The sequence below is a fragment of the Chryseobacterium ginsengisoli genome (assembly GCF_039542325.1).
Lineage (GTDB): Bacteria > Bacteroidota > Bacteroidia > Flavobacteriales > Weeksellaceae > Chryseobacterium > Chryseobacterium ginsengisoli.
Map to the genome: position 1 here is coordinate 254,438 of NZ_BAABHX010000006.1, position 19,919 is coordinate 274,356.

The following is a 19,919-nucleotide window of genomic DNA, read 5'->3' on the forward strand; positions in this document are numbered from 1 at the left end:
GGCTAGTTATTATTTTATTTGTGAAAATATTTTTGTGATTTGTGTTTAAAAACGAAAAAGACCCCGAAATAAGGTCTTTTAATGATATAAAATATTTTTAATCCAATTCTGCTTTTGAGAATAAATCCTGAATCAACATTTCGTCTTCACAGGCTTTTTTGAACTCCGAAATAAACTCTTTTAAACTCTCCGGATTCGTGGAATATGCGCAAAACATGTCGGCTTCAGGATCAAACTTGATATCACTTGACAGATTTGGTGTTTTTTCGTTGACAAAAACCTTTGCCAAAGAAGCCCAATCGTAGCCATTGCCTTCAAAACCTTCATCTTTTCTCCATTCGAAAATATCTGGTTTGTAAGTTCCCGCATTTAAACACACTGAATACGTTTTTTCTGAGGCTACCCAAAAAAAGGGTTTAATCGTTGTTTCAAAATTGTACGCTTCCATAACTGTTTTTTATTAATTTTAATTGAATATTAAAGATAATAAATTTCTGTTTTGGGAAGTTTTTTATACGGCGTCTTAACTTTTATTTATGAAATTGTTGTTGAATATCTTTTTATTCCAAATCAAATTTTCCGATATATTTCATTTCTAAAGCTGAGCCTATTTTTTCACCATCAAGTTTTAAATTTCCTTTTACAGCAAGGTCAAGCATTGAATTGGCTGTAGTGATTTTCATTGTATCAACTTTTAAAATCATCTTTTCGGCTACATTATAATCTTCAACCTGAAGAATCAGTATCTCGTCAAGTTTTTCGCTTTTAGCAGTATGATAATAATTGAGTTTTATGACTTTATCTTTATCAATTTCAGCCTGTTTCAGAATATTTTTTTTATCAATTTTATTTTCCCCAATCCATAAATGATGAACGGTTGAATCTTCAGATAAATTTTCATCAGAAGCCTGTTGTAACTGACCAATATATTTCACAGCTGTAGAACCGGAAGCCTTTTTTTCGCTTAAGTCGCTATCTTCATAAGCGATCACAGAATTAAAATCACTGATTTTATGCTTTTTGCATAAACTTTCAAATTCTTTTTCATCTACAAGAATATCGTGAGCAACAGTTTTGATATCAACAGGTTTTTTATAATACTTCATGATCATAAAATCTTCATCATAAGTATCTATATCAACTTCCTTACAGAAATCGCAACGTAATTCCGGACTGGGTTCGGCATCTTCTTCTTCACTTCCCGTAGGTGGTTCATTGTCATAAACAGCCCATGCTTTCAAATATCTTTTCTGATCCAAATATTTTTCAAACTCCTTTTCCGAACCGAAATTTCCCAGCCATATATGCAATTTACTCATAGTATATTATTTTATTTATAAACTTTTTTCACTTTCACATGTTTTGTGTGATGACGTTTTGATATTCTCTTAGCTCCTATTTTTGTTTTGGCTACTGATAAATCGCCAATCAAGTTATCATGGAAAATTTTACTTGCAGCACTTTTGTGGTGTGCTCCCGTCAATAATTCTCCGGTTTTGGGATCAGGCACATCTTTAAATACCAATCCTTTTGTAGGAACACTCGCATTTTTTATGTCTTCCGCCGTAAAGCCTAAAGCTTTTAATTTTGGAGCCAAGCAAACAGGAAACATCTCATGCATTCCTCCACCGTTTCTCAATGCTCTCGATACTGCCGATTTATTTTTAACAATGTCTCCAACTGAAGCATTATTAAACCATTCGTTGAACCCTCCTCTTGGCCATGGAGCTAATCCAAATGGGTCGATAAGAAGATTGACATCATCTACATAACTGTAAAATGAAAGACCTCCCATTAAACCTATCGGATCCTGACTTATATAAACTCCAGAATACTGATCATAGTATCGGAATCTGTTATAGCTTAAATCTATTTCAGCATCAAAATACTGCCCTTGATATTGAAAAGGTATAAAATTAAAATCTCCTTTTTCCTTTTTTACACTTCCATAAATATCCAGTTCTCTTTCCCATACAATATTTCCTTCTTCATCAAAAGCCTGAATCGGAGTTCCCAGATAATCACTTATTACAGAATATTTCCTATCATTAATCAGTTTGGCAATCGGAGTAAGTACATCCTGATCGCTGTTATCATAAATCCATGTAACGACATTCTCAATAGGTTCTTTTTCAACAATTACATTTCCTTCATCATCGACAAGAGTTTTTGGTTCTCCGTCAAGATCATAGCTCCATTCGTGTAAAAGAAGATTATCATCCCAAATATAACGAGTTATTTTTTTGTTTCCAATTTTTGAAATTCTTCTTCCGAGTGCATCATATTCAAAACTCACCTCTCTTCCATCCGGTCGTTTTACTTTTTGTAACATTCCATTGGCATTCCAGAAATATCCCCAATCTCCGGATTGCCATTCTGGATTCTGGATTTCGGATTGAGAACTTTCGTTGACGTTTGGCAGAATATTTCCATCTTGTAGCTTCGGTTCGTTCAGCCAATCTGCAGCGATGGATTTGTAATAAGGATGAGAATTTTCTTCTTCATCTTTTTGATTTGATTTTAAATTATTAATAGGTCTTTTACTTTTCAACAATAAATTCCCTTCTTCATCATAATGATAAAACCAGTTTTTATCGCGCATCAACTTCCCGCCTTTGTCGTAAACACGGTCGGTTTGTTTTGCACTTTCGTATAGACAGCCCGTTTCATCAGGATTTTTATACTGAATTTCGCCATTCGAATATTCTGCTGCAACAAGGCTCCCGAAAGCATCATAATCGAATCTCGTTCTTCCGCCGGTCACTCTGTCTAAAACCTGCAACAATCGGCTTCCGACTGCCCAATAATAGTCTTTATGAAAAGCAGTATTGGTCTTATTCACCATCACTTTTTGGCTGATCGGCATTCCGATATGATCGAACTCGAAAATACTTTCCACGCCCCCTGTCATTTCACGGGAAAATAGTTGTCCGTTTTGGCTCATATTCAAATTCATTTGCCACGGTTGGTGAATGTCTTTTTTGGCAGCTGTTACGTTCTTAAGCTGACCAAGATCGTTGTAGGCATAATCTATTTCTGCACCCAAACTGCTTTTTAGACCAATCAGATTTCCCTGATCGTCGTATTCATAATTGATGGAATGTTCGCCTTGTTTTTCGCTGGTTACCAATCCCAATTTATTTCTCTGAAAAGCTACACTGCTATTTTCATTATCAGCTCTCACCAACATTCCTGAAGTATCGTATTGATAAGCTTCCCATGTTCCGTCGGGATAATGAGTCTGCGTCAATCTTCCGCCTAAATCATATTCATAAAAAATATTTTTTCCTTGTGGATTTCGGGTTTGAGTTACCAATCCGTCTTTGTCTCTCACAAAGAATTTTTGCTGTCCGTCAAAACCTGTTTCTCCGATAATATCATCGTTATTATTTCTTTCGAACTTATAAACTTCGCCTTTTTCATTCGTAATGCTCATCAGATTTTCATACGCATTATAGCCGAAAGCTAAAGTTTCTTCTTTTTTATAGGTTAAAGCATTTCTACGAACCTGACGTTTCAAACTTCCCATCGGTGTGTAGCTCATCAACCATTCTGCTCTTCCATCTGTCGCATAAATCGGAAGATCATAAGCATCATAACGAAGTTTTAGTGGTAATTGACCTGGCTCATTGACTTCAATCACTCTTCCCATTTTATCTCTGTTCCAAACCGTTCTGTTTAAAGGTCTTGGACTGAAAATCAACAATCTTCCATAATCGTCATACTTCCAGTATTGTTCGCCACCGATATTGTTGGTTAATCCTACAATTTGATTCCTGTTATTGTATTCGTAATACGTTTCAATTTCCTGTTTTATACTTTTTTCAGGAAGTTTTTCTTCATTAAAATATTCATAATAAACACTTTCTTCAGTTGGATCTGTATAACTTAATAATCTTCCTTCTTCATCATAATTCCAGATTTCTGAAGTTCCTGAAGGTGCAAAACGGGCAATAATCTGTCCCAATTCATTGTACTGATAATGATACTCTTCTCCATCCGGTGTGTGGAAAATTTTAATATTTCCATATTCATCATAAGTATATCCCTGAACTCTTCCTTCCGGAGTTCCGATCATTTTTAATTCATTGTGGGAAGTGTAATCGTACCAGGTTTCTCCGCCTTCACCATCACTCTGTTTGTACACCAAAAGATTTTCATCGTAATAATATCTTTCAGTTTTATTATTTTGTTTTGGATAAATAACTTCTGTAAAGCCTTCTTCATCATTGTAATTTAAAAATCCTTCCATGAAACCTTCCAGACCTTTTGTATGAACTACCCTGTCTTTTTTATCATATTCCCAGTGATAGCTCATTTCGTTTCTGTTGGTTCTTCGGATCACTCTGTTTTGATCGTCATATTCAAAAACAATAGCTTTTTTATGAATATCCCAGACATGAGTAAGATTTCCGCGTTCATCATAATTGTAACGAACCTGTAGATCTTTTTTATTTTTATAAACGTAATAAACTTCCGAAACTTTTTTAAGCTCTGGATGAAGAATAGTTTCTATCCTGAAACCGCTTTTAACATCTTTAATACTTTTTAAAACAATATTCCGATCCTGATAATCGTATTCTCTGATCGTTCCGTCTCCGTATTCAATGTGAATGACTTTAAAAATACTTCCTTCCGTAATATGATGGAAACATTTGTAAGTGTAAATATCTGTTCCTTTTCTAATAATCCAAATGCTATCATTCGGACGGTATTGCCAGATTTTCTGACTTCTGTAATAGGTTAATTCTTCTCCAACCGGCGGAACAGGAATCGGCATCGGCTGCAATTCTTCAGGATGAACCCACGCTGCAACCTCATCTTGTTCGTCGGGAACGATATAAAGGTCGTGAGAATTGAAAATTCCGTTTCCCAACATTCCTTTGGTATAAGGTCGGTCGCTGTACCAAATATTTGTCCATTCTAAAGGTATTCCGGCTTCAATTTCAAAATCATCCCATTCGAATAACATCGCTCCGGAAGCGAAATTTACAGGTTCTAGACCAACTTTACATAAAGCTCTTGAAATAGGGTTGGTTTTCCCGAATTTTCCCTGTAAAAAATGATTAAACTTAGTAACTCCTTTTCCTAAACTTTTTGTCAAGCCTCTCATCAAAGCCATTCCCGCAAAACGCATCAACATTTCTCCCGGCGTATACACATGAGGAATAAAAGCTCCACCCACCAAAACAGGATCTCCGGTATTGATCTGAATATATAAACTTGAAAAATTATTATAAAAAGCAAAATATGCCAATGGATTTTTCTTTGGTTTATCCGGCATTGCAGGAAGCATTGTCATTCCAAAAGGTAATCCCATACAAGTTAAAACCTGTTGAGGCAGATTTCCGCTCATTTTACTTCCCTGTCCCAAAACGGTTTGTGCACCATAATAAACTTCTCCTTCATGCGGAGCTTCCTGTGGAAACGGAATTGTATAAACGGGAATTAAAGAAGTAACATGCTTAAAAGGAATCACCACTCCCATTACAGAAGTCGTCGTTGTGGCTTTGTGTCTTCCGTGGACATATATTGAACCTCCCATCGGAATACCTTCCGGAAGGTCTGGTTTTAAATTTCTGATAAATTGCGGAATCGGAATGGTGAATTTGATATAATCCATCACATCGAAAACGATCCCGATAAATGGATGCGGCAAAGGCAGCGGAATCAACATAAATGATGGCGGCGGCGGAATCAAAGTCCAGTGAATATCGATCGCCAACACAATATCAAAATGTTTACTGGTGTGCTGAAATGCAGTGGGAACAATTGCAGGTGTATTAACTTTGATTAATTTAATCTTACTTTTTGGCGAAGCATTTTCTGCCGTTACAGAAGTCCCGCCTCCATCACCGCTTGATTTTGCCTGATCACTGTCTCCGCCAACTACAGATTTTACCATAGAAACCGGATTCAGAGAATCGAAATTATTTTTCATTCCGTTTTTCCAGCCTTGAGTTGTTCTGCCCATGCTGAACGAAGTGACGTCCGCAGAAACACTCAGAGACCGATCCGGATTCATATCTGGCTTTACAACCTTTATCTTTTTTATATTTTTATTTTGATCTGCCATGATATTTAATTTGTGATTTGGTGTGTTTTAATTTATCGCAGAACCTTCCAAAATTTTTTGAACCATTAAGGACATTTAAGGAATTAAGTTTTATTAAGAAAATCAAATAGATTTTTATTTAAAAGCATCAAACGCTTAATAATCTTAACTTCTTAATCAAAATCTTAATGGTTCAACTATTTTTCAGATTTAACTATATTTTGGCTTTTCAACGCTCACTTTCCAATCTTCACCAAAATAATTTTTCATTTCGCTATCTAAAGTTGTTTTTTTGTCTTTGTCACCTTCATATTTAATAAAAAGCATAGATGCTACAAATTTCAAACTGCTTGATTCTCTTGTTGAAGGTTCCATTATTTTTGCTATGTCAAGGCATTTTTCGAAATATTCGATCATTTTATCTTTTGTTAACAGCGTATCATTCAATGTTCCGATGATTCTGTAGCATTCGATTGCCATTGCATATTCGCCGATTTCCTGAGCGACTTCTGCAGCTTTTTCGAATGCGTTTTCTACCTTTGATTTTTTTGAATTTCCCAACAAATAACTTCCGTAATTCATGTACATCTGAATTTCCAGCGGTGAATTGGGTTCTACTTCTTCAAATATTGTTCGATAAGTATCTTCTGCTCTTTCCTTTTTCCTGTCGGCGATGAAAGCCTGAGTCAACATAAAATAGGCAGAGATTTCTCCTTGTTTATTTTTTTGTTCTTTGGCTAATTTTACGGCATTTCTCAATGCAAATTCGGCTTCTTTGTATCTTCCTTTGCTTAAATGATTGCTTGCTGTAAGAATTTGCTGCTGAAAATCCGTATCTACACTGTTTTTCTTTCGATTGGTATGAGCGGCTGTATTCTGCATCAACTGATGAATATCTACATTAACTCTGAAACTATGCGCCGAAGAATTTTCCGGTAAGGTTTTATACGTATGATGTTCTGTCCAAATCAGTTTAACATCTTGATTTCCTGATTTTTCGCAGAGTTTGCACCAATCTTTTATCCAAATTGACAATTCTTCAATATCACTGATTCTCACCGGAGCGATGTACAGATAGATCTTAGAATTTTTAAGATTAGGAAAGTTTTTCTTTAATTCTAATAAAGGAAAAAACGCTTTGTATGCATCTGTTTTAAATTTTTCATCAGCATCGGTCAAATTCCATTGCGGGACATTTTCTTTGCTTTTTTCCAGTAATTCATAATATTCTTTCCAATCGTCAAATAAGATCTGACCAAAAGAATCCATACCATTAAATTCCTGATAATGAATTAAAAAAATATCTTCACCATCATAATCTTCAGACAATCTTGATTTTATAAATCCATCAAAAAGATCGGTTTCATGTTTTTCGCCTAAACAAATAAACATTGGCTTTTTATCGTTTGCTTTAACGACGTTTTGCCATTGTCTTTTTAATTTTACGAGCTCCAGATCTACGGGATTCATTAGTTTTTTAATTTTATTTTGAATCTTTGTTTTTGATAATGTTTTAAACACTAAGTATCACGAAGGCACTTCGCTTAAATTAAGATCACAAAGTTTTTTAGCTTAACCAGCTTTAATTCAATTTTACAGTTCCACTTACAATATTGGTTTCGCTTCCTCCTCCGATATTGATTTTTGCACTGCTAAGATTAGCTTCAGTTTTTGCACCCATTGACAATGTGGTTGTTCCGACATCTAGAGTTGTTGATTCAATGCCGATTCCTGAAGTAGGATCTCCACCTTCAGGACCAACGCCAATTCCAACGCTTGCAGTTCCGCCAACACCAATATTTTCGCCCTGAACCATAATTTCTTTTCCTTTAATGATAATATTTCCAGCTTTATCCATGAAAATAGAACTCTTTCCACAAGTCAGTGTGATTGATTCTTTACTTTCAACACTGATCTTCCCAGCTCCATCCAAAAACATATTGTTTTGGTCTTTATCTCTTATGGTAATTCCGCCTCCGTCGTCCAAACTTACGGTGTGACCGCTTTTACTGCTTAAACTTTTAATATTATTTCCGGCTCCACCACCGCCGCCAACTCCGCCGTGAAACATTCCTCCCATAACGAAAGGTCTGTCCGGATGTTGATGTGCAAAATTCACGACAACTTGGTCTCCAACTTCAGGAATTGCCATAAATCCACGGTTTTTACTGACTTTTTCGCTTCCTCCTGCATCGGGAGTCATAACTCGAATATATTCTGTTGTGGTAGAACCATTTTGCCAATCAAACTGCACCTGAACTCTTCCCTGATTTAAAGGATCTGTATTTGAAATTACTTTTGCAAACTGTGCATCCGCTTTCGGAGTCTGAAATTCTGGACGAGGGATGAAACCTGTATCCGAAGCTATCGCATCAAAAGTTCCTGTATAATAACCTCTTGCATCTACTTCATGATTGACTTCCAAAATCATTAATTTGGTGAAATAAGACGTTTCATTACTGTCAGTTTTTCGCATTTCAATATCTGCGATACAACCCGGATATAAAAACGGAACTGTCGTCGTTCCGGATGTTACGAAGACATCGGAAGCTTTACTTCCTGCCGTTCCTTTTTGAGACGTTTCCACATCCATAAAAGATGCTGCCTTGATCGGGGCAACTCTTAATGAAGGTGTTGTGAAAGTTTTTTCTGAAATTTCATAAGCACGTTTTGCAATATCTGAAGTGTGAGAAATTTTTGAACTTCCAGTTGTTAATTTTTCGTTTTTACTGCTGTTGTAGCCATAAAAACTTGGATTAACATGCTGTGCTTTCATTCTGATCTTAACATCATTTACACTGCTTCCATATGTTAATTTTATCGGTTTTTCCTGAGGTGGAAGTTTCCCGAAATGAAGAACTTCTCCGTCATAATAGAATTGTTCGCCATAAGCTTCCGCCATTCTTGCCAGGTAATTGTAATGCGTTTCTTCGTATTGTGAACTGTAGGAAACATTTCCGTGTTGAGAATCCACTCTAAAATCGAATTTTCCTTGTCCAAGACCTTCTTTAATAACATGATCTGCAATACTGTTTAAACTTATTTCCTGCGCACCTCCAAAACTTTGAATATGTGGAGCAGCATCAAGAAGAACTGTAGGACTGCAACCTGTAAGGACAATATTTCCCAAGCTTCCTTTTTCCTGACTGAAACCAACTTCTGTGATCACACCAACAAAACTTCTTTCAGGACCCTCTTCCACATCTTTATATTTGAAAACAACGGTAATTCTTTTACCTAAAAAGTTTTGAGCTTCTTCAAGATTATGATTTTCTGCGCTTCCCAATATGTCGTGAGCCAACATCAGACTGAATTCATGATGTTTGCTTGCACTTTGTTTTAACTGAAAATTTTTGAAATGTTTTATCGTTTTTCCCTCAACTACGATATCGAGCTTTACAACACGATTAATGCCCTGAATCTGGCTTTCGGGAATTGCCTGAGCATTGTGTATTTTTGAAGTCGGCTGTTGAGACCAGACTTTATCTTCTACTAAAGTGGGCGAATTGGGCTGCATTTGCTGATTCATCAACATTCCGGAAACGCCCGTGACAACTCCTGTATAAGCTTGAGCCTGTGCCAGTTTTTGTGTCGTTTTCTGAACCGTTCCGCTTGTTTTTTCCTGAATTTTTTGTGTAGCCTTGCTTACTGCCTCATTTTTTGCCATCTCTTTCATCTCTCCCATTTGTTTTGTCATGGAAGATTTTCCTGTCTGAGAAGGCATTTTTGGCGTATTGTCATCCTGAAACATAGCCTTACTATTTTGATTGATTGTGTGTGTTTTATTTTAAATGCTAAAATTTATTCGACTTAAAATCAAATAAATTCTTATTAATCAAATTTCAATTTAAAGCTGATTTTTAACTCGTTAAATTGAAAAATATGAAATAATTTAGTTCCAAAAAGAAAAAACAGAATAGCTACTCTTATGAGCTGTGCTATTCTGTAACCAATTTTATTTTTACTAAGATGATTGTAATTTTTTAATTACTTAGCTCCAGGCCATAAACCTTCGAATTTAGAATTTCCGTAGTCGATTGTTTCTGCACTGATGATGAAACTGATCAACATACTGTTTTCGTCTACTGCGTCGAAGTCTACTTCATGCTGGATCACGTATCCGTTTTCCCAACCTAAAGTAATAAGAGTACCTTCTTCGTGAGACTTGTTGAAAGTGATTTCGCCTGTTGTAGGCTTGTATTTTCCGTTTAGTAAGCTTTCTAAGATGTCTGACTTTTCAGTAGCTTCTACGGTAACCTTAATAAGTGCATTGGAAGGATCTGAAGCTACTCTACCAGAAACGTCTGTAGATCTTGAAACACTGTAGTTCAGTTTTAATAATTTTTGACCTTCTCCTCCGTTGAATTTTAAGATTCCTCTTGAATTTGCTGCCATGATTTGTAAATTTTAATCGTTAATATTTTGTGATTTGATGATTTGGTTTGTGTGATTTGTTGAGTCAAAGATAGAGTACATATTTTTAACTTGAAAGTTTTTAAATAGCAATCTTATTTTTTGTAGTAGTTCTACGATTTGGTGTAGTAATTCTACGACACTTGAAATAATTAATTTTATATTTAATTAAAAATCAGTTAATTAAATCCATTATATTTAATATAACTCTAATAAATTTTCACACTACAAAGGGAAATATTAAGATTTAATTAAGAAATTTTTAATAATTGTTAACATATCTTAAATTTAATTTTTGGGCGAAAAAAATCCGGCAAATTGAAAATTAACCGGAATTTTTTTTATTTACAGATGTTTCGAGAACCTCAGCATGACATTGCTAATACTAACTGAATTTCTTTATTATGAAATTAAATTTTATTCTTTTAGATCAATCCAGTTTTGAAGCTTATTTATAAGAATCTTTAAATGTAAAATTACTTGTGTAGACTCTTGTACTGTCGATTTTGATAGGATGACCTAATAAAAGAACTTCAAAGCTTTTATTATCTGGTGCTATCTTTAATTCTAATGGAAAATTCTCTCCGGCATTTTCAAACTGATCATCTGTTTCTGCCCAATTAAAGAATGCCCTTCCTTCGAATGCCTCACCTTTTCCTGTTTCCCAAAAAAATGTGATCTCTTTCGGAAGTGCTCTTTCCTTCATTACAGGCTTTTCAACCCACGGACGAAGCATCACTTCCCTTTCGCCATTGTAATATTCTGCCTGAATATTAAACAATTTAAAGCCTTTATTTTCCGAATGAATGGTCGGCGCCCATTGATATCGTGTTCTGTATTTTTCCCAAACAAGTGGCGAAGCATTTGCAATAAACAAATCTTTTTTAATGTCTTCTCGGGTCTGTGAAATTTTAGAAAATAATTTTTCAGCATATTTTTTATCATCTTTTACAACTTCAGCCTGAAATTTTCCCAATTCGATCTGAACATAGCCGAAACGAAGCCAAACGACAACCATTCCTTTCGGAGCAAATCCGAAAACAAGATCCCCTAATTTTTTATAAGCTCCACAATAATTTTCTTGATCGGTGTAAACAAATTCTTTCAGAATGCCACAATCATTGTCTTCTTCGTCTGCATAAGCTCTTCGGATAAAATCTTTAACCTCTTTTTCAGGAAAATCTGTCTTTAAATGATAAAATGTATCTTCATATCGAGAAAAATAGACAATATCTGCACCTTTTGGAGTTCCCCGTCTTTCTGTAAATGTTTTTCCTGAATCGCCCCAATTTCCGGACGAACTTCCATAAGGTAAACTGGAATCGTTTCCTTCGAATGTAAAAATCTTATCTTCGACCGGAGTAATTAAATATTTATTATCCGGATGAGAAATTTCTACATTATAAACAGGTACCGTTTCTTTTTCTGACATAGATTGTTTTTTTGATTGCTGACAACTTATAAGCTGAAAAATTCCTAACAGCCAAGCTACTATTTGAGTTTTAAAATTCATACTTTTTTATCCGGGAATTATAGATCTTTTTCTTTTGTCTACAGTGAGCGCTCCGCTTATACGAGGTCCCATTCCAGTTGCGTCTACATTTGCAGACCAATGGAAAAATCCGTTTCTTAATTTTTTTAACATTTCTTGATCAATTATCGAAAGATAAGATAATGCTTTTATTTCCGACTGATATTTTGCAATGGAAGCGTTTCCGCCTTTATTATATTGTTCTACATAACGGTTTCTTAGGTCGTTACATTGGTTCATATAGCTTAATAACTGGCTGTATGCATTCTGAATATCAGAATTGATAATATCATTATCTTTAACCAAAGATTCCACATACTTCACCTCGAACTGCTTCGAGTAATAGAACATTTGTTTTAAAGGAATTTTATCGTAATGATTTGAAAGTTTTCTTGTACCTCTCAACTCATATTTTGTACTGTAATTGATTCCTAAAAGTGATTTCTCAATTTCAAAAATTTCCAACTGTCCGGGAGCAAACCAACCTTCACTTTCCAGAATTTCTTTCATTTTTTTGCATTCATCCATAGTTCCGTTGCAGATATTGGCTTTTTCTTCTGCCCCGTCTTTGTAAGAACCTCCAATGTCTGAATGCACTCCGGGAAGGGTAAATTCTAACCCCTTAATTCCTGTGCTATTGATATTAGTAAGACTGAAATTCTCTCTGTATTCGTTATCTGAAGCAATTTGTAAAGTGAAATTTGCCTGCCTTACAGCATTTAGACCTAATTCTTCGGAGTCGTTATCAATAACACTAAAAGATCCTACTTTAAAACCTCTATGATTCATCCCAAAAGATGCAACCGTATCATAAAGCCCAATAAAGTTGAAAACAACTCTTTTTACTTTAATTTTATTTTTAAGCAAACAAGCTCCAAAGAAACCATAGCTCTGTAAATAGGTATGATTTCTATCTTCGGAAGAAACTTCAACATTCTGCTGATTATTTTTTTTATTTTTTTCGTCTTCCGCAGATTGTTCAAACCATTTTGCAGCGTAAACTATATATTTTCCGGAATCTTCAAGCAAAACGGCTCTTTTCGTAGAAGTTGCGACATGTACAAAATGTCTCGCTGCCGTAGCTCCACGACTGAAACCGTAAACATTGATTCTTAAAACATCAATTTCTTTTCCTTTAAATTTTTTTGCTAAAGATTCGGTTCCCGTTAAGCAACCTTTGGTAACTTTCGCTTCAACACCTCTATCTCCTTGTCCTAAAGCTCCACCAATATTATTAGGATAATCACTAAACCATTTCATTGTATCTCTTGCACCATCTACAGTTCCAATACCTTCAATGTAAACGGCAACTTGTTTACCTACACTGGAATCTACGGCGTCATAGCCTCTTGCAATATTGGTAAAATCATTGGCATAACTGTCACTGCCGCTAGAAGAAGAACTGCTTGTTCCAGCTTCAGTATTTGATTTATTATTCATAGTTCCGTCAAAAAACAGATTAAGATCTACATCAATTGTATTGACAGGTTTATCATTCGGATTAACTGTTTGAGCCGTGTTATAATTAACGCCTGTCTCACTGCCTTTCTGCTCAACGGTTGCGGCACTATTATGACTGATACCTTCTTTCGCAAAAGTACGGTTGTCGCCTCCTGTCTGAAGCGTGGCTTTACCTTCTACAAAATATTCGATACTCATCTTTAATGATTTTTAGATTTCTCTCCGCTGTTATTCTGAACTTCTTTTTCAGCGTGATGCTCTACTTTTCCCTGACTGCTGACTTCAACACCTTTAAGTGTGGTTAATTTATGTTCCTTTTCTCCATAAACTTCCATATCACCTTTTACATAATGACTCATTTTTCCGACAACATTGGTCATGAAATCTGCACCAGTTGTCAAATATTTCATTGAACCGACACTTTCCGTATGGTTTGCCATGATCGTATCAGATTTATTCACTCCAACATTGGTTGTCATATTTTCTCCAACGTTGATATTCATATTTCTGCAATTCAACGTCATGGTTTCCGGAGCGGTAATCGTAATGTTGCTTCCAGTGGTATCTAAATGAATTTCGTTTCCTGATTTATCTGTGATAATAATACTTTCATCTTCTGTAAAAACTATTCTGTGACCACTTCTTGTCTGAATAGATTTTACACGGTTACTTGCTCCTCCGCCAAGACCAACTCCGCCATGAAACATTCCTCCCATTACGAAAGGTCTGTCCGGATGACTGTGAACGAAATTCACCATTACCTGATCTCCAACTTCCGGAATCGCAACATACCCTCTGTTTTGAGTAATCTGATCTGTTCCTCCCGCATCCGGACTCATCATTCGGATAAAATGTGTGGTATCATTGGTCTGCCAGTCGAATCTTACCTGAATTCTTCCCTGTCCTTCCGGATCTGCATTGGAAATTACTGTTGCAATCTGTGGTTCTGCTTTCGGCGTTCTGAATTCCGGTTTTGGTAAAAATCCGGTGTCTGAGGCAATTCCTTCAAAACTTCCGGTGTAATGACCGATTGTATCGATTTCATGAGTAACTTCCGTTATCATGATTCTGGTAAAATAGTCTGATTGATTGGTATCAACCTTTCTCATTTGAACATCAACGACACAACCCGGATGTAAAAACGGCACCGTTGTATTTCCTGATAATGAAAAAACATTTACCGCTTCACTTCCAGCTGTACTTTTCTGAGAATATTCTACATCAAGATGTGTTGAAGCTTTTATTGGAGCAACCTGTAACGCTGGAGTTTTATAAATTTTATCGTTGTGGGCGTAAGCCGTTTTAGCCAAATCTCCAACATGTTGAATTGGAGTATTTCCAGACGTCAGTTTTTCATTTTGGCTACTGTTGTAACCATAGAATTGAGGTTTTGTATGAACTGCTTTTAATTCAACTTTAATATCATTTGCGCTGCTTCCGTAGGTTAGTTTAATCGGTTTATTCTGTTGTGGAAGTTTTCCGAAATGCAGTACTTCACCGTCATAATAAAACTGTTCACCATATGCTTCAGCCATTCTAGCCAAATAATTATAATGTGTTTCATCATACTGACTGCTGTAAATAATCTGGGAATAATCATTGGTATCAACTCTGACATCAAAACGGCTTGAATCAAGACCTTGTTTAATAACTTCATTGGCAATAATTCCCATATTTACAGGTGATCCACCTCCGAAACTTTGAATATGAGGTGCTCCATCCAGCAAAATAGTCGGACTATAACCTGTCAACACAATATTTCCAAGACTCATTTTTTCCTGACTGAATCCAACTCCTGTAATGACACCTACAAAAGTTCTTTCGGGGCTGCTTTCAATATCTTTATAAGAAATTACGGCTGTCAAACGTTTTCCGAGGAATTTATTTGCTTCTTCCAACGTGTGAGTCTGTCTGTCTCCCAACGCATCATGAGCCAACGCAAGACTGAATTCATGATGACGCTTCGAACTTTGGGTCAGCTTAAAATGTTTGTAATATTTAATTACTTTTCCTTCGATAACCAAAGAAAGTTTTACCAGTCTGTTGATTCCGGCATGATGATTTTCCGAAATTCCGTCGGCATTCTGAGATGGGCGGAATGAAGGGCTATTTAGTATATTTTGTGATTCTGTTTTCATATTTCCTGTGATTTGGATAGGTTAAACATGATCGCTTAGTGTGTGATTATTGTTTGGTGTTTGATGTGTGTCCTTCTTTTATAGATCTTGAAAGTATTTTGTTTTTCCTTAATAAAAAATCCGGCATCAGATCTGTCGGCAGATGTAATGTACTTTCACCTTTTTGCTGCAGTTCTTCATTGATTCCAGGATTCCAGGAAAGAAGTTTATCGACCTCTACATCCAGTTCATCTGCAATGATATTGAGATTAAAACCTGCATTAATTTCAGTTTCAGAAAGACCTCCTAAATCTTTCCTGCTTCCTCCGTTTACAAAGAAAACGGTATTCATTCTGGAAGAATTATAATTGCTCAAAACGCTTTGCAATTCTCCCGTTGCGTAACAAGCATTCAGATATTTTTTAACATGATTAATGGTTTCTTCCGGTAAAAATTTATAAAAAATATGATATTGAGTAGAACCCGCAGAAGCCATTGCTTTGGCTATATTTCCTTCACCACAATTATAAGCTGCAACTACAGTTACCCAATTGTTGTATTTTTTATAAAGGTTAGTTAATGAAACCGTTGCTGTTTTTGTGCTTTTATAAAGGTCAGTTCTGTTTTGTTCAGTCAAACCATATTGATTGGCATGAGCTGTCATAAACTGCCAAACTCCTACTGCTCCGGCTCCCGAAGTGATTTTTCTATCGAAATGTGATTCAATTAGCGCTAAGTTTCTTAAATGTTTTGGCAATCCTTTCTGAGCCAGCGAATATTCGATAAACTCAACAATTTCTTTATTGGCATTAATAATACTCTTATATCTTTTCACACTGCTTTCCGAAGTATCGGAAGCCGTGAGAAACTGTGCATTCACAATCTGTGAACACATCAACAATATTGTTGTTAATAAGATATTTTTGAGGTTTGGTGTCATTGTTTTTTAATTTTTAAGCTAAAAAGCTTATAAAGCAAGGGAAATTTGATTTTTTACTTATTCCACTTTCCAGCTTAATTTCTCTTCTTCCGAACTCCAGTCTACATGAATAGTCTGTCCGGATTTTACTTCTTCTCTCACAATCATTTTTGAAATCGGTCGTGCCAATTGAGATCTTATCACTCCTGAAATTTGTCTTGCTCCATATTTGCTGCTGAATCCGCCTAAAGCTAAGTTTTTCACCGCTTCATCAGAAATTTTTAAGCTAATTCCTAATCTTGTCAATGAAGTATGAAGTGATTTTAACTGAATATTAAAAATTCTTTCTGCAATAGATTCTGTGATCGGTGCAAAAGGAATAATTTCCGTGATTCTCGCCAAAAATTCCGGTCTGAAACGTCCTGAATTTGACATAATCTGCATCAATGATTTTGACTCCGGGATTTTTCCTTCTTCAAACTGTTTTACAATTTCCTCACTTCCGATGTTTGATGTAAATAAAATTAAAGCATTGCTGAAATCTCCTTCTTTTCCAAGCTTATCATGAACTTTTCCTTCATCCATGATCTGTAAAAAGACATCAAAAACTGAGTGATGAGCTTTTTCAATTTCATCAAATAAAACCACCGTGTAAGGTTGTTGTCTGATTTTATTTACCAACATTCCTCCTTCCTCATAACCAACATATCCAGGAGGCGCACCATATAAAAGTGCTGCAGAATGTTCTTCTTTAAACTCTGACATATCGAAACGAACCATCGCTTTTTCGTCATTGAAAAGCAGTTCAGCCATAGATTTTGCCAGTTCCGTTTTACCGGTTCCAGTTGGTCCCAAAAGGAAAAATGAACCGATTGGCTGTCCCGGTTTATTCAATCCGCTTCGGTTTTCAACAATCGCATCTGAAAGGATTTTCAATGCATGATCCTGACCGACAACTCTGTTCATTAAAAGACCTTCCATATTCAGAAGCTTTTCTTTTTCTTGAGCCTGAATTTTACCAATCGGGATGTTTGTTTTTGCTGCCATTACAGCCGCCAATTCCAAACGATCTACTTTTTCTCTTTTCTTTGATGCGTGTTGCAAAAGTTCAGCATAACTATCTTCAATAATTTTCTGAATCTGATCAACAGGCATTGAATTGTCAATTTGTGGCTGTTCACTTAAAGAACCCCACAAAATCGGACTTATTTTGTCTCTCAACAAATTATAATTCCAGACCAATTCGTCTGCTTTATCTTTTTCGTCGAAATATTCTTCGTTTTGAAGAGCTTCGTATGTTACTTTCCAGCTTTCCAGTTCTTTTTCTGAAAGTTCGTCAAGCATTTTAATTGCTGCCATTGTTCTGTCAAGCAAATCAATAGCTGCATCCGGTAATTTTTTACCTTTTGAATATCTTTTAGCCAAACGAACACATTCCGGAAGAGCATTTTTTTCAACTTCAATTCCGTGATGTTTTTTGTAGCCGTCTAATAAAACGTCGATCATTTTAACACACGTTTTTTCATCCGGTTCATTCACGGTTAAAACTTCAAAACGACGGTTGAAAGCCTGTTCCGGCTCGATTATTTTTCTATATTCTTCTTGAGTTGTTGCTCCGATTACGGTAATTTCACCTCTTGCTAATTCAGGTTTTAATAAATTCGCAACGTTTCCGATACTTCCTTTCGGATCTAAAAGCGTGTGAATTTCATCAATAAAAAGAATGGCTTTTTCAATCTTTTTACATTCGTTGATTACTTTTTTAAGACGGTCTTCAATTTCGCCTTTATAAGAAGTTCCTGCTAATAAAGCTCCAGTGTCCAATTCTAATAATGTCCCATTTTTCAACATTTCAGGAACATTTCCTTTAATAATTTCAGTGGCAAAACCTTCAACTAAAGCTGTTTTCCCAACTCCCGGTTCTCCAATGATAATTACGTTTGGCTTACTTCTTCGGCAAAGAATTTCAACAAGCATTCTCAGTTCTTTGTCTCTTCCGATGATGTTTTCCAGCTCGCCTTTTCTAGCTTGAGCCGTTCTGTCTACACAATAACTTTTAATAGAAGGAAAAGAATTATCCGAATAATCTGATCCATTCGAAAAAATTGAAGAAAATTCTCCATTATCCGAAGTTTCATACGGTGTATCTTTTCTATATAAATTGAAAATCTCATGTTCCCTAAGTGGTAGAGATTTTAATTGCTGTAAAGTAAATGCAACCTGAGGTTTTACAATAGCCGTTAAAATACAGATCGGAGTAATCTCGTCCAAGCCTAATTTTAAACGAATATCATCTGCTTCTTCCACAATATTATCCACAAATTCATCTTCATCAATTTCGTTTGGAAGATGGGTTGTTTTCGGATAATCTTCGATTCTTACATCTGACCATTCGTAGAAATATCCCGGATCTTTATCTATACTCTTAAGAAATTCATTAAGACCAATATCTTTGTGCATTAAAGCCTGCAAAATATGTGGTCCGCCGTAAGTTCCGTTATAATTTTCCCTTGCGATGGATTGTGCAATATGAAAAAGCTGTTTTACCGTCTCATTGGTTACTAGTACTCCCATTGTGATTTTTTCTCAAAAATTAATATTATATCTGATTTGGTGTGTTTCATCGATCATGTTTCGCTAAACCTCAGCAAAAATTAATCCATAATCGTCTGAAATTTTATTGTTTACTAAGATATTAGTTTTTTTCAGAAGATAAAAATATGTCTTAAGAAAGTGAGATATCAATATTATTCTTTACATAACAATGATATGATCCGATATTGGAAAAAAAGACCGTCTTATTGGGACAGTCTTTCTTTTTATGAATGTTAATACATTTAATTATTTTAGCTTGACGGCCAAAGACCTTCGAACTTAGAATTTCCGTAATCGATTGTTTCAGCGCTTACGATGAAACTGATCAACATACTGTTTTCGTCTACAGCGTCAAAATCAATTTCGTGTTGGATTACATATCCGTTTTCCCACTTTAAAGTAATTAAAGTACCTTCTTCGTGAGACTTGTTGAAAGTGATTTCACCTGTTGTAGGCTTGTATTTTCCGTTTAGTAAGCTTTCTAAAATGTCTGATTTTTCAGTAGCTTCTACCGTAAGTTTGATTAATGCATTCGAAGGATCTGAAGCAACTCTACCTGAAACATCCGTAGATCTTGATACACTGTAGTTTAGCTTCAATAATTTTTGACCTTCGCCGCCGTTGAATTTTAAGATTCCTCTTGAATTTGCTGCCATGATAGGTAAATTTTAATCGTTAATAATATTTTGTGATTCAGTGATTGTGATACAAATATAAGACGGCAAAATTCTTTCTGAAAGTTTTTAAATACCAATTTCAGTTTTTGTAGTAGTTCTACGATTTGATGTAGTAATTCTACGACAATAGATTTAACATTAGCTTAACATT

12 protein-coding genes are annotated in these 19,919 nt (G+C 35.5%); all 12 read right to left on the reverse strand.

From position 1 onward, the window contains the following. Nucleotides 1-97: 97 nt before the first annotated feature. Complete coding sequence (locus ABD940_RS17825; RefSeq protein ID WP_345206969.1) at nt 98-448, reverse strand: immunity 51 family protein; 351 nt, start codon at nt 446-448, stop codon at nt 98-100. 112 nt (nt 449-560) lie between these two features. Next, the gene (locus ABD940_RS17830) at nt 561-1,319 is read right to left on the reverse strand and encodes an immunity 22 family protein (RefSeq protein ID WP_345206971.1); all 759 of its coding nucleotides are present in this window, start codon (nt 1,317-1,319) and stop codon (nt 561-563) included. An 11-nt stretch (nt 1,320-1,330) separates the two neighbouring features. Next, complete coding sequence (locus ABD940_RS17835) at nt 1,331-6,076, reverse strand: RHS repeat-associated core domain-containing protein (protein WP_345206973.1); 4,746 nt, start codon at nt 6,074-6,076, stop codon at nt 1,331-1,333. A gap of 189 nt (nt 6,077-6,265) precedes the next feature. Continuing rightward, nucleotides 6,266-7,525 (reverse strand): tetratricopeptide repeat protein, encoded by a 1,260-nt coding sequence (locus ABD940_RS17840; RefSeq protein ID WP_345206975.1) that lies wholly within the window; start codon nt 7,523-7,525, stop codon nt 6,266-6,268. A 112-nt stretch (nt 7,526-7,637) separates the two neighbouring features. Then, nucleotides 7,638-9,806 (reverse strand): type VI secretion system Vgr family protein, encoded by a 2,169-nt coding sequence (locus ABD940_RS17845; protein ID WP_345206977.1) that lies wholly within the window; start codon nt 9,804-9,806, stop codon nt 7,638-7,640. Nucleotides 9,807-10,042: 236 nt separating this feature from the next. After that, a complete protein-coding gene (tssD, locus tag ABD940_RS17850; RefSeq protein ID WP_345206979.1) occupies nt 10,043-10,450 on the reverse strand; it encodes a type VI secretion system tube protein TssD in 408 nt (135 codons plus the stop codon). Between the two features lie 466 nt (nt 10,451-10,916). After that, complete coding sequence (locus ABD940_RS17855) at nt 10,917-11,900, reverse strand: DUF2931 family protein (RefSeq protein ID WP_345206981.1); 984 nt, start codon at nt 11,898-11,900, stop codon at nt 10,917-10,919. An 87-nt stretch (nt 11,901-11,987) separates the two neighbouring features. Further along, a complete protein-coding gene (locus tag ABD940_RS17860; RefSeq protein WP_345206983.1) occupies nt 11,988-13,658 on the reverse strand; it encodes a T6SS phospholipase effector Tle1-like catalytic domain-containing protein in 1,671 nt (556 codons plus the stop codon). 2 nt (nt 13,659-13,660) lie between these two features. Beyond that, nucleotides 13,661-15,598, reverse strand: coding sequence for a type VI secretion system Vgr family protein (locus tag ABD940_RS17865; RefSeq protein ID WP_345206986.1), 1,938 nt, complete (start codon nt 15,596-15,598; stop codon nt 13,661-13,663). Nucleotides 15,599-15,644: 46 nt separating this feature from the next. Beyond that, entirely contained in the window at nt 15,645-16,517 is an 873-nt protein-coding gene (locus tag ABD940_RS17870; protein WP_345206988.1) for a lytic transglycosylase domain-containing protein, read from the reverse strand. A gap of 57 nt (nt 16,518-16,574) precedes the next feature. Next, a complete protein-coding gene (locus ABD940_RS17875) occupies nt 16,575-19,070 on the reverse strand; it encodes an ATP-dependent Clp protease ATP-binding subunit (RefSeq protein ID WP_345206990.1) in 2,496 nt (831 codons plus the stop codon). Nucleotides 19,071-19,342: 272 nt separating this feature from the next. After that, nucleotides 19,343-19,747 carry a type VI secretion system tube protein TssD gene (gene tssD, locus ABD940_RS17880; protein WP_345206992.1) on the reverse strand — a complete coding sequence of 135 codons (405 nt, stop codon included), beginning with the start codon at nt 19,745-19,747 and terminating at the stop codon, nt 19,343-19,345. Between the last annotated feature and the right edge of the window lie 172 nt (nt 19,748-19,919).

Bases quoted from the DNA above. Each gene is read 5' to 3' on its own strand.
- ABD940_RS17845 (WP_345206977.1), bottom strand. From the start codon at position 9,806: ATGTTTCAGGATGACAATACGCCAAAAATGCCTTCTCAGACAGGAAAA.
- ABD940_RS17840 (WP_345206975.1), bottom strand. From the start codon at position 7,525: ATGAATCCCGTAGATCTGGAGCTCGTAAAATTAAAAAGACAATGGCAA.
- ABD940_RS17825 (WP_345206969.1), bottom strand. From the start codon at position 448: ATGGAAGCGTACAATTTTGAAACAACGATTAAACCCTTTTTTTGGGTA.
- ABD940_RS17860 (WP_345206983.1), bottom strand. From the start codon at position 13,658: ATGAGTATCGAATATTTTGTAGAAGGTAAAGCCACGCTTCAGACAGGA.
- tssD (WP_345206979.1), bottom strand. From the start codon at position 10,450: ATGGCAGCAAATTCAAGAGGAATCTTAAAATTCAACGGAGGAGAAGGT.
- ABD940_RS17830 (WP_345206971.1), bottom strand. From the start codon at position 1,319: ATGAGTAAATTGCATATATGGCTGGGAAATTTCGGTTCGGAAAAGGAG.
- ABD940_RS17865 (WP_345206986.1), bottom strand. From the start codon at position 15,598: ATGAAAACAGAATCACAAAATATACTAAATAGCCCTTCATTCCGCCCA.
- ABD940_RS17875 (WP_345206990.1), bottom strand. From the start codon at position 19,070: ATGGGAGTACTAGTAACCAATGAGACGGTAAAACAGCTTTTTCATATT.
- ABD940_RS17835 (WP_345206973.1), bottom strand. From the start codon at position 6,076: ATGGCAGATCAAAATAAAAATATAAAAAAGATAAAGGTTGTAAAGCCA.
- ABD940_RS17855 (WP_345206981.1), bottom strand. From the start codon at position 11,900: ATGTCAGAAAAAGAAACGGTACCTGTTTATAATGTAGAAATTTCTCAT.
- tssD (WP_345206992.1), bottom strand. From the start codon at position 19,747: ATGGCAGCAAATTCAAGAGGAATCTTAAAATTCAACGGCGGCGAAGGT.
- ABD940_RS17870 (WP_345206988.1), bottom strand. From the start codon at position 16,517: ATGACACCAAACCTCAAAAATATCTTATTAACAACAATATTGTTGATG.